Raw genomic sequence first — 14,333 nt, 5'->3', positions numbered from 1 at the left:
ACAAGGGTGTGTTTCAGCGCTGGCGGCTTTCCGTCATCGAAAGCCGATGGCTGCTAATGCGTGCAGGCATGGAATGGGCGCTGATAGCCCGCATGATAGCAGGAAGTGGCAGAGAAGTCTGCAATCTGCCCGTCACCGCCCTCAAACCACCTCTGCCACCACCCCACCCACGATGCCGGCCAACGCGTCGGGCGCGATGGGAAACACGGTGTTGGGGGTGCCGGCAGCCGCCCAGACGGTGGTGAAGTTCAGAAGGTCGCGGTCGAACAGGGTGATGGGCGGGACATTGTGGCCCAGGGGCGGAACGCCGCCGATGGGATAGCCCGTCTTCTGCCGCACGAAATCAGCATCGGCCTTGGCCAGTTTCTCCCCGCCCAACGGGCTAGCCAGATGGCGGATCACGGTCGCTTCATTCACACGGTTGCTGCCCGATGTAACGACCAGGACGGGGCGGCCCGTGTCGCGGGTGCGGAACATGATCGATTTGGCGATCTGCGCCACATCGCAGCCAATGGCCGCCGCCGCCTCTGCGGAGGTGCGGGTAGAGGCGGCGAATTCCAAGACATGGATGGGATGGCCCAGATCGTTCAGAAGGTTCTGTATCTTCTGCGCACTGGGGCTTAACGGTCCGGCCATCCCAACCTTACTCCCTGTCCATACCAATCAGCTTTGATCGTCACCGACCCAAGCTGATTTCATGTTCCCTCAAACGCCGGGCGCCGCCATCCGGCGGCTTGGCTTCACGCGGCAAGTGCCGCGCGACGGCAGTCGCCGTCGTACCAAGGGTCATTTTCATGACCCTTGGTTGTTTTCAACCAGCCAGCTCACGCGACCGGGCGGTACCGGCGGCGATGGCATGGGTCAGCAGGTCCTGCATGCCACCCGGCCCGTCGGCCATCAGCACGTTCAAGGCCGCTTCGGTCGTGCCCTTGGGGCTGGTGACATTGCGGCGCAGCTGTTCAGCCGATTCGTGACTTTGGCGCAGCAGCTCCCCCGAGCCCATGACCGTTGCGCGCGCCAGCTGCATCGACAGGTCCGGCGGCAGGCCCGCGGCCACACCAGCCTTGGCCATGGTCTCCACCAGCAGGAAGACATAGGCCGGGCCGCTGCCCGACAGGGCCGTCACGGCGTCCAGCAGGGTTTCGTCCGCGACCCAGGCCACCTCCCCCACCGCCGACAGCAGGGTCCGGGCCAGCGCCTTCTGCGCGTCGGTGCAATTGGCATTGGGCACAGCGGCGCTGATGCCACGGCCCACAGCGGCGGGCGTGTTCGGCATGGCGCGCACGATGGCGGCGTTGGCCCCCAGATGCTTTTCGAAATAGGCGATGGGCTTGCCCGCCGCGATGGACAGGAACAGGGCCGTCCCGGCATAGCGGGCATAGTTGGGCAGCGCCTGATCCATCATCTGCGGCTTGACAGCCAGGATGATGGCATCGGGCGTGAAATCAGTCGGGATTTCAGAGGCTTCCTTGACGACCAGCACATCGGCCGGCAAGCCACGCGGCGCGCCGAACGGCTCCACCACCACCACGGACCCGGCGGCACCGGCGGCTTTCCAGCCAGCCAGCATAGCCCCGCCCATCTTACCGCACCCGACCAGCAGCAAACTAGCACTCATCCGGTGTTTCCCCCATGTATCCGGCGGGGTCGCGGGGTTCATCCCCGACGGCGTTGGCCCCATCCGGTTTGATCAGGCCTCGCCCACCGTATCCAGGATGGCGGCGGACACGGCCTCTGCCGGGGTCTTACCGCCCCAGATCACGAACTGGAAGGCCGGATAGAAACGCTCGCATTCCGAGAGGGCAATGTCCATCAGGTCTTCAAGCTGTTCAGAGCTGGCCCCGCGCGCACCGCGCAGCAGGGTGGTCTGCCGGAACATGGGCGTGTGCTGATCGTGGCAGACATCGAAATGGCCCAGCCACATCTTGGGATTGACCTCGGCCAGCAGTTCGGCCACGGCATTCTTGCGGCCCGGCGGCACCTTCATATCGTACTGGCAGGAGAACTGCATCGCGCTGACTTCCGCCTGCCACATGAAGAACAGGCGGTATTCGCACCAGCGACCATTGATCTCCACCACCATCTCCTCCTCGGAGACGCGGTCGAAGGGCCATTCATTGGCGACAACCATCTCTTCCAGCATGTCCAGCGGATTATGCGTCGATGCCTGGGTCTCGATATTCAAGGCTGTCATGCCGTCCCCCTCACTCCCAAATGCCCTGCCGCAGCGCCATCCCCCAGGCGAAGCGGCGGGCCACATATCGGGGTGTCCAGATATTGTGGCCCTGCCGGCGTTGGAACCACCAGGAATACGGTGCCAGCGCCATTTCGCAGGCGCAACCGGATTCCGGTTCCTTGCCGTTTCGTGAAACAAAACCGATCTGATCCCCGGCGATGGCCGGGACCGTGTCAGCCTTCGGAAGCCTTGGAAAGCCTGGCCTCCAGGGCCGCCAGCTTTTCCTCCAGCGCCTCCTGACGGGCCCGCGCCTCGGCGGCGACGGCCTTCACCGCCTCGAACTCTTCCCGGCTGACAACGTCCATCTGGGCCAGGATACGTTCGAACTGCTGGCGAATCTGGCCTTCGACCTCGCCCCGGATGCCAGAGATGGCACCCATGGCCCCACTGGCGACACGGGCCAGATCATCGAACAGCTTGTTTTCCACCTGCATGGCGGGTCCCCTTCAAAAAAGCGCCGCATTATGGGGATAGGGCCTATCCCTGTCCATGGCGTTAGATACGGGTCCGCCCCGCGCCTTGCCGTCATGATCCCCAACCCTCTATATAGGTCGCGTCTTCCCCGCCGGGGATGGAACGTGACGGGATATCGCATGATTTTGGCCATCCCCTTCCCCGACCTGGACCCTGTGGCGCTGGCCCTGGGTCCGATATCCATCAAATGGTACGGGCTGGCCTATGCCGCCGGCATCGCCTTTGCGCTGTGGTACTGCAACCGGCTGGCGCGCAACAGCGGTCTGCGCCCGACCGAGGATGATCTGGGCGATTTCGTTGTCTGGGCGGCGGGCGGCATCCTGATCGGCGGACGGCTGTTCTCCATCCTGTTCTATAATCTCGACACTTATATCAATGACCCGCTGGAGGCGCTGCGCGTCTGGCACGGCGGCATGTCGTTCCATGGCGGGCTGACGGGGGTCATTGCGGCGATCCTGCTATTCTCCTGGCGGCGTGGATTCTCGCCCTTCGCGCTGGGCGACTTGGTGGCCTGTGCCGCCCCGGTGGGGCTGCTGCTGGGCCGGCTGGCGAATTTCGTGAATGCGGAACTGTGGGGGCGGCCCACGGATGTGCCCTGGGCCATGATCTTCCCCACCGATCCCGCCGGCCTGCCCCGCCATCCCAGTCAGTTGTATCAGGCGGGGCTGGAGGGGGTGCTGCTGTTCATCGCCATCTTCCTGCTGGCCCGCAATCCCAAGATCCGGGCGCGGACCGGCACCCTGTCGGGCGCGTTCCTGATCGGCTATGCCATTGCGCGTCTGGTCGGGGAATTCTTCCGGCAGCCCGATGCCCAGCTGGGTTTCCTGGCCTTTGGCACCACCATGGGGCAATTGCTGTCCATGCCGATGCTGATCATCGGGGTGTGGATGGTGCTGCGCGCGCCGTTCGGCACGCCGGTGCCGGCCCCCGCCCCTGCCCAGAAATGACGGGCGCGCTGCATGACCTGCTGGTCCGCCGCATCGCCCTGACCGGGCCGATCAGCATCGCCAGCTTCATGGGCGAGGCACTGGGCCATCCCCAGCATGGCTATTACATCACCCGCGACCCGTTGGGGGCCAAGGGGGATTTCATCACCGCGCCCGAGATTTCCCAGATGTTCGGGGAGATGGTGGGGGTGTGGCTGGCCGATTGCTGGATCAATCAGGGCTGCCCGGAGCGCGTGCAACTGGTGGAACTGGGGCCGGGGCGCGGCACCCTGATGGCCGACGCCCTGCGCGCCACGGCCCGTGTGCCGGGGTTTCATCAGGCCATCCGCCTGCATCTGGTGGAAACCAGCCCTACCCTGCGAGAGCGTCAGGCGGCAGCCCTGACCGGCTTTACCCCCACCTGGCATGATCGGCTGGATAGCGTGCCCGATGGGCCAATGCTGCTGGTCGCGAACGAGTTCTTTGACGCCCTGCCCATCCGGCAGTTCATTCGCACGCACGCCGGCTGGGCCGAACGCAAGGTGGGGCTGAACCCGGCAGGGCAGCTGGCCTTCACCTTCGATCCCAGCCCCGGCGGCGCCCTGCTGACGCCCCTGCACCGGGAGGCGGAGATCCCGCCCGGCGCGGTTGCCGAGACCTGCCCCGCGGGGATCGCCGTGGCGGCGGAGATCGGGCGGCGGCTGTCGGCACAGGCCGGGGCCGCCCTGATCATCGATTATGGCTATGACGGCCCGGCCATTGGCGACACGTTGCAGGCCCTACGTGCCCATCGACCCGTCGCCGTGCTGGACGATCCCGGCAGTGCCGACCTGACGGCCCATGTCGATTTCACGGCCCTGGCGCAGGCAGCGCGGCAGGCAGGCGCGCAGGCGCATCCGGGGGTGGGTCATAGTGTCGAACAGGGCGAGTTGCTTCTGGCGTTGGGTATCGCGGCGCGGGCCACCGCCCTGTCGGCCCGTGCCACCCCGGCGCAGCAGGCCGATATCCAATCGGCACTGACCCGGCTGACGGCGCCCGACAGGATGGGCCGCCTGTTCCGCGCCATCGCCATCACCCATCCGGCCGCCCCCGTGCCCGCCGGCTTTGCCCGAACGACTGGAGACAGCGCATGATCACGCTTGACCATCTGACCGCCGTTCCCGGCCTGCGCCATGGGTTCTTCACCCGCACCGACGGCGTGTCGACGGGCATTCTAGCCGCCATGAATTGCGGCTATGGCTCCAACGATGATACCGCCAATGTCACCGCCAACCGTGCCCGTGCCATGGAATTGCTGGGCGTTCCCCCCTCAGCGCTCACCACCGTCTATCAGGTGCACAGCCCGGATGTGGTGACGGTCACAGAGCCGTTTACACACAGTGCGGCGCCCAAGGCAGACGCCATGGTCACCGACCGGCCCGGCATCGCGCTGGGCATCCTGACGGCGGATTGCGTGCCGGTCCTGTTCGTGGACCCGGTCGCCCGCGTCATCGGTGCGGCCCATGCCGGGTGGAAGGGGGCGGTGACGGGCGTGCTGGAGGCGACGGTGGAGGCCATGGTCGCGCTGGGCGCCGACCGGCCCCGCATCCTGGCCGGCATCGGCCCGCATATCGGCTGGGACAGTTATGAGGTGGGGCCGGAATTCCGCGAACGGTTCGTGTCCACCGATCCCGGCCATGACGTGCTGTTCCGTCCGTCTGAACGGCCCGATCACTGGATGTTCAATATCGGCGGCTATGTTCTGGGCCGGTTGCAGGCCGCCGGTCTGGGACAGGTGGAAACCACCGGTCTGGACACGTTGGCGCGGGAGGATCTGTTCTTCAGCTACCGCCGCGCCTGCCTGCGTCAGGAGCCAGATTATGGGCGGGGTCTGTCGGCCATCTGCCTGACGTAACTACGCCCATTTCTACCAAAGAGCGTTATTGGCCCGATACTTTTACATTGCATGCGTGTTTTTGCCCGCGCATCATGGGACCCTGATTGTTGAGGGAGGGGACCCGATGCGCGCTTTCGCCCTGCTGCTGACCGGATTGCTGCTGACACCACCCGTCTTCGCAGGCGAGGTGACGGAAGTGACGGCGGACAAGCCGGCATGGCGCAAGGTGGCTTTGCAGCGCACGCCTAAGGCCAGCGAACTGGTGGTCCTGCGCATCGGCATCAAGGAAGCCAGCTTCCACCAGGGACGGCACATCGTGGTGGATGTGCCCACCGGCCCCGCCTTCGTCACGCAGATCATGCGCGACCCCAAGGCCCCGCCGCCCGAAGACGGGATGCTGTGGTTCGACGGGATCGTGCCCGCCTATGCCTTCAACAGCACCCATCCCGACCTGAAGCTGCGCTTCCTGCTGGATGAGGGGTGCAAGCCCGGCGAGGCGGTGCCGCCGGGCCGGGGCCCCTTGCAGGTGGCAGAGATTCAGGCCCGCGTAACGGCGGTGGATGGGTACTGACGCGTCAGTTCACCACCTGCCAGGACCCGTCCGGCTGCTGGCACGCCGTGCCATAGGCATCCTCGGTGCGGCCACCGATGGTCACCTGCTGCTGGAATTCGCGACAATAGGCGCCATCGGCGGCGCGGCCTTCGCGCAGGGAGGTGACGGAACCTGTCGCCCGGCCATCGGACCAGATGATGGGCTGACCGATGGGGGCGGAGGTGGCGCGGACCTGCGCATCCTCATGCGCACGCTGCTGCGCCTCCGAGAGGGAACTGAGAGCCACCAGGCTGATCGCCGTCAGGCCCAGGAAGAACAGGGCGTCGTCATCGCTGCGATAGCGGCCATAGCCGGAATACCAATGGCCATAGGGCCGCACGACAACCACATCGCGATAGACGCGGCGGCGGGCCGGCGGCACGTCCCAATGCCGGACCGGATAGCCGCCATGGGCGTACCAGCCCGGCGGCGGGGCGCGGTAACGATAGTCGCGGTCGCCCCAGTGATAATCCCGCCGGTCATCCCGGCGGTCAAAACGATCATCCCGGCGGTCGTCGCGACGATCATAGCGATCATCGCGCCGGTCATCCCGGCGATCATGACGGTCGTCGCGGTGCCCGCGCCCGTCCCGGTCCCAGTCGCCGGCCATGGCCGGGGGCGTGCCCAGCGACAGGGCCAGAACCGCCGTCAGCGTCAGTTTTCCGAGATCGCGCAACCGCATGATAGCCTCACCAGCAATCGGGACGTCCGTAACGAACGTCGTTCATGCTGATAAGATGCGCCCGGCTCTGGGCGAATTTATGGCAACCGCGCATGCCTCTTTCGGGTGGGGGAGCGGCAGGGTCCATTGACAGAATCCAGCCATTTCATGTTGTTTCCATTAGGCGATGATCTAAGGGAACGCGTGGAAATGGCCGCAGGCGAGATCAAGACGGGTACCATCCAGGATGATACAATTATGGGCGGGAACCTGGATGACACGATCACGGGTGTTTCCGGCAATGACAGCCTGTCCGGGGGCGATGGCAATGACAGCCTGACCGGCGGTGCTGGCTATGACACGCTGGATGGTGGCGCGGGGGATGACCGCATCGACCTGACATCCGCCGCCTATGGCGATATCGATCTTGCCTATGGCGGGGCTGGCAATGACACGATCACCAGCAGCCTGGGTGAGGAACAGATCGATGGCGGGGCCGGTGATGATGTGCTGACCGCACAGCGCGGCACCATCGGCGGCGGCGCCGGTGCCGACGTCATTACCCTGTCCGACGGCATCGCCAGCGGCGGCGGCGGGCGCGACAGGTTTGTGATCGGCGCACTTGGCAATCCCGACCAGGGACAGGAATGGTCGGTCACCATCACCGATTTCGCGGTGGGCGCATTCGGGGACAGTCTGGACCTGACAAACGTCTTGTCCAGCCTGACAGGCTATACGGGCGGCAATCCGTTTGGCCGCTTCCTGTGGCTGGAACAAAGCGGCAATGACACGCTGCTGCGCCTGGACCGGGACGGCGCGGGTGCCACCCATGCCGCGCAGACGCTTGTCACCTTCCGCAACCTGTCCCTCTCGGCACTGAATAGCGGACATTTCACGGGCGGTTTCAAACCCACCAGCCGGATTGAGAACGAAATCGCCACACTCCAGGGCTCTGACGGTGACGACACGCTGGCCGGTGGCTGGGGCCCGGATACGATCACGGGCGGGGCCGGGAATGACGTCATCGCCGACACCAGCAGCCAAGGCAACAACCTGTCGGGCGACGATGGCAATGACACCATCACCGGCGGTCGGGGCGCCGATACGATCAGTGGTGGGGATGGCAATGATGTGATCGTACCCGGCGGCGGCAATGACAGTGTCACCGCCGGCAATGGCGACGACCTGATCGACGGCTCTTCGACCCCCGACTTCTATAGCAGCATCTTTGATGGCGGGGCGGGCAACGACACCATTATCAGTGGATCTGGCTATGATCTGCTGTCGGGCGGCGACGGCAATGACATTCTGACTGCCGTCAACGGTACCCTGCAGGGCGGCATGGGCGACGATGTCCTGACCCTGGCTGGCGGCCGCGCTACGGGCGGTGGCGGGCGTGACCGGTTTGTCATCACCGACTATCGCCAGGCGCCCAATTCCATATCCGAACTGTTCATCACCGATTTCACGCCCGGCGCCGGCGGCGACACCTTGGACCTGACGCCCATCCTCACCACCCTGCTGGGGTACAAGCCCGGTACCGATCTGGCCCGCTATATCTGGCTGGGTCAGATCGGGGCCAACACCCATATCCTGATTGATGAGGATTCGGGCGGGGGTCAGGCCGGGCGGACCCTGGCTGTCCTGGCCAATGTCCAGGCCAGCAGCCTGGTGGCCGGGAATTTCGCGGGCGGCATCGTCGCCACCACCCGGTTCGACCAATCCGACCTGACCCAGACGGGAACCGATGCCGGGGAGACGCTGGTCGGCGGCCATGGCAATGACACAATCCAGGGCCGTGGCGGCAATGATTTCCTTTCCGATGCCACCGGCACCAACAACCTGTCCGGCGGCAGCGGCAATGACACGATCCGCGGCGGCGGCATCAATGATGTCATCAATGGCGATGACGGCAATGACGCGCTGACCGGTGGCGTCGCTGCCACCATCAACGGCGGCGATGGCGCCGACCGGATCAGCGGCGGCATGAACAGCGAGATGTTCGGTGGGGCGGGCAGCGACACGTTGATGGGATCGACCGGGTCGGAACTGCTGGAAGGCGGCGATGGCAGCGATGTCCTGCAATGGTATTCCGACCCGATCTATGCCCTGGGTTCCGGGGATTCCTATCCCGACACGATGCGCGGAGGTGCCGGCAACGACATCATCACCAATGCCGGCAGCGGCGACCTTGTGTTTGGTGACGATGGCAACGATACGCTGATTTCAACCTATGGCGCATCGACCCTGGATGGCGGGGCCGGCGATGATGTGATCCAGGCCAGTGCGGGCAGCCTGACCGGCGGTGCCGGGGCCGACCGTTTCACCCCCACCGGTCTGTCACCCCTGTTTGGTGGCCTCCCCGTCACCACGGTGACCATCACCGATTTCGACAAGGCCGCCGACGTGATCGACCTGTCGCGGGTGACGCCGAACCTGTGGAATATCGAAGCGGGTGCGCCGCTCGGCCGATATTTCTATCTGGTCAAGGATGGCAGCGACACGCTGCTGATGGTCAATGCCGATCCTCTGTCCCAAAACCCGTATGTCAAGACCCCGCCAGGGGCCTTGATCCGGTTCTCCAACATTGACCCCACGGCCCTGACCGCCAGGAATTTCGTGCAGGATTTCGACCCCGCCTCGAAGGATTTCCAGCCGGTCACGGTGTCAGGCGGCGCCGGCTCCGATCTGCTGCTCGGCAGCCTCAGCAATGACCGGATCATAGGCGGCGGCGGTATCGATGCCGTGCGTTACGCGGGCAGCGCCGACATGATCGGGCGACAGATTTTCATTGAAAATATCTGGCAGTCGGAGGGGCAGTTCCACTACCGCGTCACCGACACAAGGGCCAACGGCAACGGTATCGACGATCTGTTCGGCGTGGAAATCGCCATCCTGGGCAATAACGCCATCCCGCTGCGCGCACCGCAGCCGAACACGCCCTATCGCCCCTATGACACCACACAGTTTGATGAAGCAGCCTATCTGGCGCTTTATCCCGACGTGGCGGCCATGGTCAAGGCGGGCCAGTATGCCAGCGGGGAAGCCCATTATCTGGCCGTCGGCCGGGCGGAATTCCGCGCGTCGCCGGCCCGGCTGGACGGCACGCTGGTGCTGTTCGATGAGTCCTTCTATCTGGCGCAGAACCCCGACGTGGCAGAGGTCAGCGGCGTCGGGCGCGCCTTCCGCAGCGCGTGGGATCATTATGTGCAATATGGCGCCCGGGAAGGGCGCGATCCCAACATCTTCTTCGACACGGACTGGTATCTGGCCACCAACAAGGATGTGGCCGCTGCGGGCATGGATGCCCTGACCCACTATAACACCTATGGCTGGAAGGAAGGGCGCGACCCGTCGCGCTGGTTCGATACCAGCACCTATCTGGATGACAATCCCAACGTCGCAGCTATGAACATGAACCCGCTGACCCACTATCTCCTGTATGGCTATGTGCAGGGCCGGGCGGTCAGCATTACCGAACTGGGCTAGAGGTTAAGCCCAGCCCGCCCAGAGATGCGCCGTGGCCAGACTGCGCCACGGCGCGAAGGGCCGCATCAGGGCGTCTTGTTCCGCAGGGCCGGGCCGGTGGTCAAGCCCGTGGAAATTCTGCAGCGCCGCAGACAGGCCCGCATCCCCGATGGGGGCGACATCGGGAAAAGCGCAGGCACGCAGCAGGACATAGGCCCGTGTCCAAGGGCCGATGCCCTTTACCCCCGTCATCGCCGCCTCTGCGGTTGCGGCGTCACCATGGGGCAGCCCTTCAAAATCAATCCCGCTGCGCGCGGCATTGATCAGATAGGCCGCTTTGGAGCGGGAGAATTTCAGGGTGCCCAGAAGGTCGGGGTCCAGGGCCGCGATGCCGGCGGGCGTGGGGTGCGCCTTCATGCCCGATACATGCGGGATACCCGCCAGTTCGATCAGGGTGCGGCGCAACTGGCCCGCGAAACGCAGATTGACCTGCTGCCCCACCACGGCCCAGCACATGGCCTCGAACACCCCTGCCGTCTGCGGCAGACGCAGGCCGGAGCCGCAGCGCGACAGCAGACGCGCCACCTGCGCATCCTGTGCCGCCAGCGCCTCCAGCCCCGACACATCGCCCGACACGCCCAACATGCGGGCCACGGACGCCGACAGGCTGCCCACCTCCGCATCCGTCAGGTCGGCGGGATCGGCGGTCAGGGCAGCATGGGTGGGGTGGATCGCGATATCGACCCGGATGGCCCGGCCCGCCGGGGCCAAAACCTTGGTGATGACACTCCCCGTCACCCGTTCCGACAACCCGTCCGGGTCGCGGCCATGATAGGACAGGACCCAATCGGAACGGTAACCATCGGGCAGGGCGATATCGGGCAGGTTTGCCATGGGTCAGCCCGCCACCAGCAGACCGTCGCGCATTTCCACAACGCGGTCCATGCGCCGCGCCAGATCCAGGTTATGGGTGGCGACCAGGGCACCAAGCCCCTGCCCCCGCACCAGATCGGCGAACAAGGCGAACACTTTTTCCGCCGTGTGCATGTCCAAGTTCCCCGTCGGCTCATCCGCAACCAGCAGGCGCGGGCGGTTGGCCAGCGCGCGGGCGATGGCGACACGCTGCTGTTCCCCGCCCGACAGTTTGGCCGGGCGGTGGCCAGCGCGGGCGGACAAGCCGACCAAGCCCAGCAATTCCTGCGCGCGGTCCTTTGCCTTGGTACGGGATACGCCGGCCAACATCTGCGGAATGATGATGTTTTCCTCTGCCGTGAATTCCGGCAGCAGGTGGTGGAACTGATAGACAAAGCCGATCTTGTCGCGGCGGATGGCGGTGCGTTCGGCGTCTGACAGACCGTCGGCCTTCTGCCCCGCAATCTCAATCCCGCCCTTATCAGCGGGTTCCAGCAGGCCCGCGATATGCAGCAGGGTGGATTTTCCGGCCCCGCTGGGCCCCACCAGGGCCACCATCTCCCCGGCCCGAATGGCGGCATCGACACCGCGCAGCACATGTAGCGGGGTTTCTACCTGCGTAAAGGAGCGGTGAATGCCGGTCAGGCGCAGGACGATGTCTGCCATTTTTCACTCGTATCGAAGGGCTTCAACCGGGTCCAGCTTCGCCGCCCGCCAGGAAGGGTACAAAGTGGCCAGCAAGGACAGGGCGACCGATGCAACCGCCACCTGCGCCACCTGCCACGGATCGGTGAAGGAGGGCAAGGAGGACAGGAAATAGATGTCCGAATTAAACGGATCGACACCCGTGGCCGCCTTCACGAGTTGCCGCAACTGTTCCATATGGCCCGACAAGGTGACGCCCAGGATCAGGCCGGCGGCGGTACCAGCGATACCAATTGAGGCGCCGGACATCAGGAAGATGCGCAGGATGGTACCGCGACCGGCCCCCATAGTGCGCAGGATGGCAATCTCCCGCCCCTTGTCCTGCACCATCATGATCATGCCCGAAATTATGTTGAAGGCCGCCACCACCACGATCATGCCCAGGATCAGGGACACGACATTGCGCTGCGTCTCGATGAAGCTGAAAAACGCGCCGTTCACCTGCTGCCAGTTCTGGACATGCAGGCCGGCGGGCAGGCGCGCCGCCACATCACCCATGCGGGCAGGACCCAGAGCGGGATCGGTGAAGGTCACCTCCACCGCCGTCACATTGCCGTCCAACTGAAAGAATTCCTGCGCCGTGGCGAGGTCCATCAGCACCAGTGTGTTATCAAACTCCGACACGCCCAGGGCCACGATGCCGGTGACGGTGAAGGCGCGAGACCGGGGCGGGCCGCCGCCCGCATCCACCTGCGGCGACAGGATGGTGACCCGGTCACCCAGCTTGATGCGGCCATTCTCGGCCATGCGCTTGCCGATGGCGATGCCGTCGCCCTCTGCCAGGGTGCCCTCCACCAGGGCATCGGCAAAGGCGGGGCGGGCGGCCATGTCGGCGGGGCGCAACGCCTTGACCAGCACGCCGCCGGCAAAGTCGCGGGTTGAGAGCAGGCCCTGCGCATCCAGGCTGGGCATCACCGACACCACGCCCGGCACGCCGCGTACCCCCTCCACCAGCGCGTCGGACGCCTGGAACGGGCCATACTGGCCCACGGCCACCACATGGCCCTGGAAACCCAGCACGCGGGACAGCAGGTCGCGCTGAAAACCATTGAACACTGAAAGGGAAATGATCAGCGTGGCGACACCTAGCGCGATGCCAAGGAAGGAGAAGCCGGCAATGACGGAGATGAACCCCTCCTGCCGACGCGCCCCCAGATAGCGAAAGGCGATCCAGCGCTCCAGAATGCCGAACATGCGGGAACGATCAGCCATGGCGCAGCGCCTCCACCGGGTCCATCGAGGCCGCCCGGCGGGCGGGATAAAGCGTGGCCCCCACCGACAGGAACAGGCCCAGCGCCACCACCAGGGTGACTTCCGACCAATCGATGATGGCCGGCAGGGTGGTCAGGAACAGCAGCATCTGTGACCCTGCGATGCCAGGCACCTGTCCCAGGGCATAGCCGATCGCCTGAACATTCACCGTCAGCAGGATACCCAGGGCAAAGCCGACCAGCGTGCCGACGGCCCCGATGGAAGCACCGGCCAGCAGGAAAATGCGCGACACCGACGCCCGCTGTGCCCCCATGGTGCGCAGGATGGCGATGCTGGCCGCCTTGCCACGCACCAGCATGACCATTGAGGAGACGATGTTGAAACTGGCCACCAGGATGATCAGGGTCAGCACGACGAACATCGCCACCCGCTCCACCCCCAGCGCGGTCACCAGCCCCTTGTTGGCCTGCCGCCAGTCGGTGACGGTAAAGCCCGGCCCCGCCGCCTTCTCCAGACTTGCCCGCATCGTGTCCACATCGCGCGGGTCGTCCACGAACACATCAATGGCGCTGACCCCCTGGCCCATGCGGAAAAACGCCTGGGAGGTTGGTAGCGGCATATAAATCAGGTTGGCATCCTGTTCGGGCATGCGCAGATCGACCACGGCGTAGACAGGAAATTCCTTTCGCCGCAGCATGGTCCCGAATGCGGTCACGGTGCCTTTCGGGCTGATCAGGGTGACATTGCCGCCCGCAGAAATGCCCAGGGACCGGGACAGGTTGAAGCCCAGCGCCACCCCATCCTCGCCCAGGTCGGACAGGCCCCGGATCACGCTGCGCCCCACGATGGGCCGCGTCTGAAAATCCGCAACTTCCAGCCCGCGCACCTTCACGCCGACGGCCCGGCCATTGACGGTGGCCAGCGCCTGGCCCTCCACCACCGGCATCACCTGCGTCACACCGGGGGCGCTGCGCAGCCGTTCCAGCAGGGCGGCGTAGTCGGTAAGCGACCCGCCGCCGGCCACACTGACGGCGGCATGGGCCGACACGCCCTGGATACGGCTGACCAGCTCGGCCCGGAACCCATTCATCACCGACATGACGATGATCAGGGTCGCCACGCCCAGCGCCACCCCGATGAAGGAGAAGCCGGCGATGACCGACACCGTCCCCTCCTGCCGCCGCGCCCGCAGGTAACGCCACGCGACCATACGCTCAAAAGGGGTGAAGATCATCGGGGCCCTGGATACGGGGTTGCGGTGTGCCGTGGGT

At 65.4% G+C, this 14,333-nt stretch carries 14 protein-coding genes; 5 read left to right on the top strand and 9 right to left on the bottom strand.

Annotation, left to right across the window (positions count from 1 at the left end):
* Positions 1-141: 141 nt before the first annotated feature.
* From ACT6Q8_RS15445 to ACT6Q8_RS15430, 4 genes are all read right to left on the bottom strand, one after another.
* The gene (locus ACT6Q8_RS15445) at positions 142-636 is read right to left on the bottom strand and encodes a YbaK/EbsC family protein (RefSeq protein WP_444735190.1); all 495 of its coding nucleotides are present in this window, start codon (positions 634-636) and stop codon (positions 142-144) included.
* 175 nt (positions 637-811) lie between these two features.
* Positions 812-1,618 carry a pyrroline-5-carboxylate reductase gene (proC, locus tag ACT6Q8_RS15440; protein WP_444735189.1) on the bottom strand — a complete coding sequence of 269 codons (807 nt, stop codon included), beginning with the start codon at positions 1,616-1,618 and terminating at the stop codon, positions 812-814.
* 72 nt (positions 1,619-1,690) lie between these two features.
* A complete protein-coding gene (locus ACT6Q8_RS15435) occupies positions 1,691-2,194 on the bottom strand; it encodes a YbjN domain-containing protein (RefSeq protein WP_054170140.1) in 504 nt (167 codons plus the stop codon).
* A gap of 215 nt (positions 2,195-2,409) precedes the next feature.
* The gene (locus tag ACT6Q8_RS15430; RefSeq protein ID WP_054170141.1) at positions 2,410-2,670 is read right to left on the bottom strand and encodes an accessory factor UbiK family protein; all 261 of its coding nucleotides are present in this window, start codon (positions 2,668-2,670) and stop codon (positions 2,410-2,412) included.
* A gap of 159 nt (positions 2,671-2,829) precedes the next feature.
* Between ACT6Q8_RS15430 and lgt the strand changes: the two genes are divergently transcribed.
* From lgt to ACT6Q8_RS15410, 4 genes are all read left to right on the top strand, one after another.
* A complete protein-coding gene (lgt, locus tag ACT6Q8_RS15425) occupies positions 2,830-3,657 on the top strand; it encodes a prolipoprotein diacylglyceryl transferase (RefSeq protein ID WP_054170142.1) in 828 nt (275 codons plus the stop codon).
* On the top strand, positions 3,654-4,769 hold the full coding sequence (locus tag ACT6Q8_RS15420; RefSeq protein WP_444735188.1) for a class I SAM-dependent methyltransferase: 1,116 nt from the start codon (positions 3,654-3,656) through the stop codon (positions 4,767-4,769). The genes lgt and ACT6Q8_RS15420 overlap by 4 nt, the downstream gene beginning before the upstream one ends.
* Positions 4,766-5,530 carry a peptidoglycan editing factor PgeF gene (gene pgeF, locus ACT6Q8_RS15415; RefSeq protein ID WP_444735187.1) on the top strand — a complete coding sequence of 255 codons (765 nt, stop codon included), beginning with the start codon at positions 4,766-4,768 and terminating at the stop codon, positions 5,528-5,530. The genes ACT6Q8_RS15420 and pgeF overlap by 4 nt, the downstream gene beginning before the upstream one ends.
* 106 nt (positions 5,531-5,636) lie before the next feature.
* Positions 5,637-6,083, top strand: coding sequence for a hypothetical protein (locus ACT6Q8_RS15410; protein WP_054170145.1), 447 nt, complete (start codon positions 5,637-5,639; stop codon positions 6,081-6,083).
* A 4-nt stretch (positions 6,084-6,087) separates the two neighbouring features.
* On the opposite strand, the gene ACT6Q8_RS15405 is transcribed toward ACT6Q8_RS15410, so the two are convergent.
* Positions 6,088-6,786, bottom strand: coding sequence for an RT0821/Lpp0805 family surface protein (locus tag ACT6Q8_RS15405; RefSeq protein WP_444735186.1), 699 nt, complete (start codon positions 6,784-6,786; stop codon positions 6,088-6,090).
* 189 nt (positions 6,787-6,975) lie between these two features.
* Here ACT6Q8_RS15405 and ACT6Q8_RS15400 point away from each other — a divergent pair, with 189 nt between their 5' ends.
* Complete coding sequence (locus ACT6Q8_RS15400; protein ID WP_444735185.1) at positions 6,976-10,254, top strand: beta strand repeat-containing protein; 3,279 nt, start codon at positions 6,976-6,978, stop codon at positions 10,252-10,254.
* A gap of 3 nt (positions 10,255-10,257) precedes the next feature.
* Here ACT6Q8_RS15400 and ACT6Q8_RS15395 read toward each other — a convergent pair whose 3' ends face one another.
* Genes ACT6Q8_RS15395 through ACT6Q8_RS15380 form a run of 4 tightly spaced genes read right to left on the bottom strand, consistent with a single transcriptional unit; the run spans position 10,258 to position 14,296 of the window.
* The gene (locus ACT6Q8_RS15395; RefSeq protein WP_444735184.1) at positions 10,258-11,127 is read right to left on the bottom strand and encodes a DNA-3-methyladenine glycosylase family protein; all 870 of its coding nucleotides are present in this window, start codon (positions 11,125-11,127) and stop codon (positions 10,258-10,260) included.
* Between the two features lie 3 nt (positions 11,128-11,130).
* A complete protein-coding gene (locus ACT6Q8_RS15390) occupies positions 11,131-11,811 on the bottom strand; it encodes an ABC transporter ATP-binding protein (protein WP_444735183.1) in 681 nt (226 codons plus the stop codon).
* A 3-nt stretch (positions 11,812-11,814) separates the two neighbouring features.
* On the bottom strand, positions 11,815-13,062 hold the full coding sequence (locus ACT6Q8_RS15385; protein ID WP_444735182.1) for a lipoprotein-releasing ABC transporter permease subunit: 1,248 nt from the start codon (positions 13,060-13,062) through the stop codon (positions 11,815-11,817).
* On the bottom strand, positions 13,055-14,296 hold the full coding sequence (locus ACT6Q8_RS15380) for a lipoprotein-releasing ABC transporter permease subunit (RefSeq protein ID WP_444735181.1): 1,242 nt from the start codon (positions 14,294-14,296) through the stop codon (positions 13,055-13,057). The genes ACT6Q8_RS15385 and ACT6Q8_RS15380 overlap by 8 nt, the downstream gene beginning before the upstream one ends.
* Between the last annotated feature and the right edge of the window lie 37 nt (positions 14,297-14,333).

It is taken from the genome of Niveispirillum sp. (assembly GCF_052437035.1).
Taxonomy (GTDB): domain Bacteria; phylum Pseudomonadota; class Alphaproteobacteria; order Azospirillales; family Azospirillaceae; genus Niveispirillum.
The sequence above is the reverse complement of the archived record's forward strand: the minus strand, read 5'-3'. Positions and strand labels throughout refer to the sequence as shown.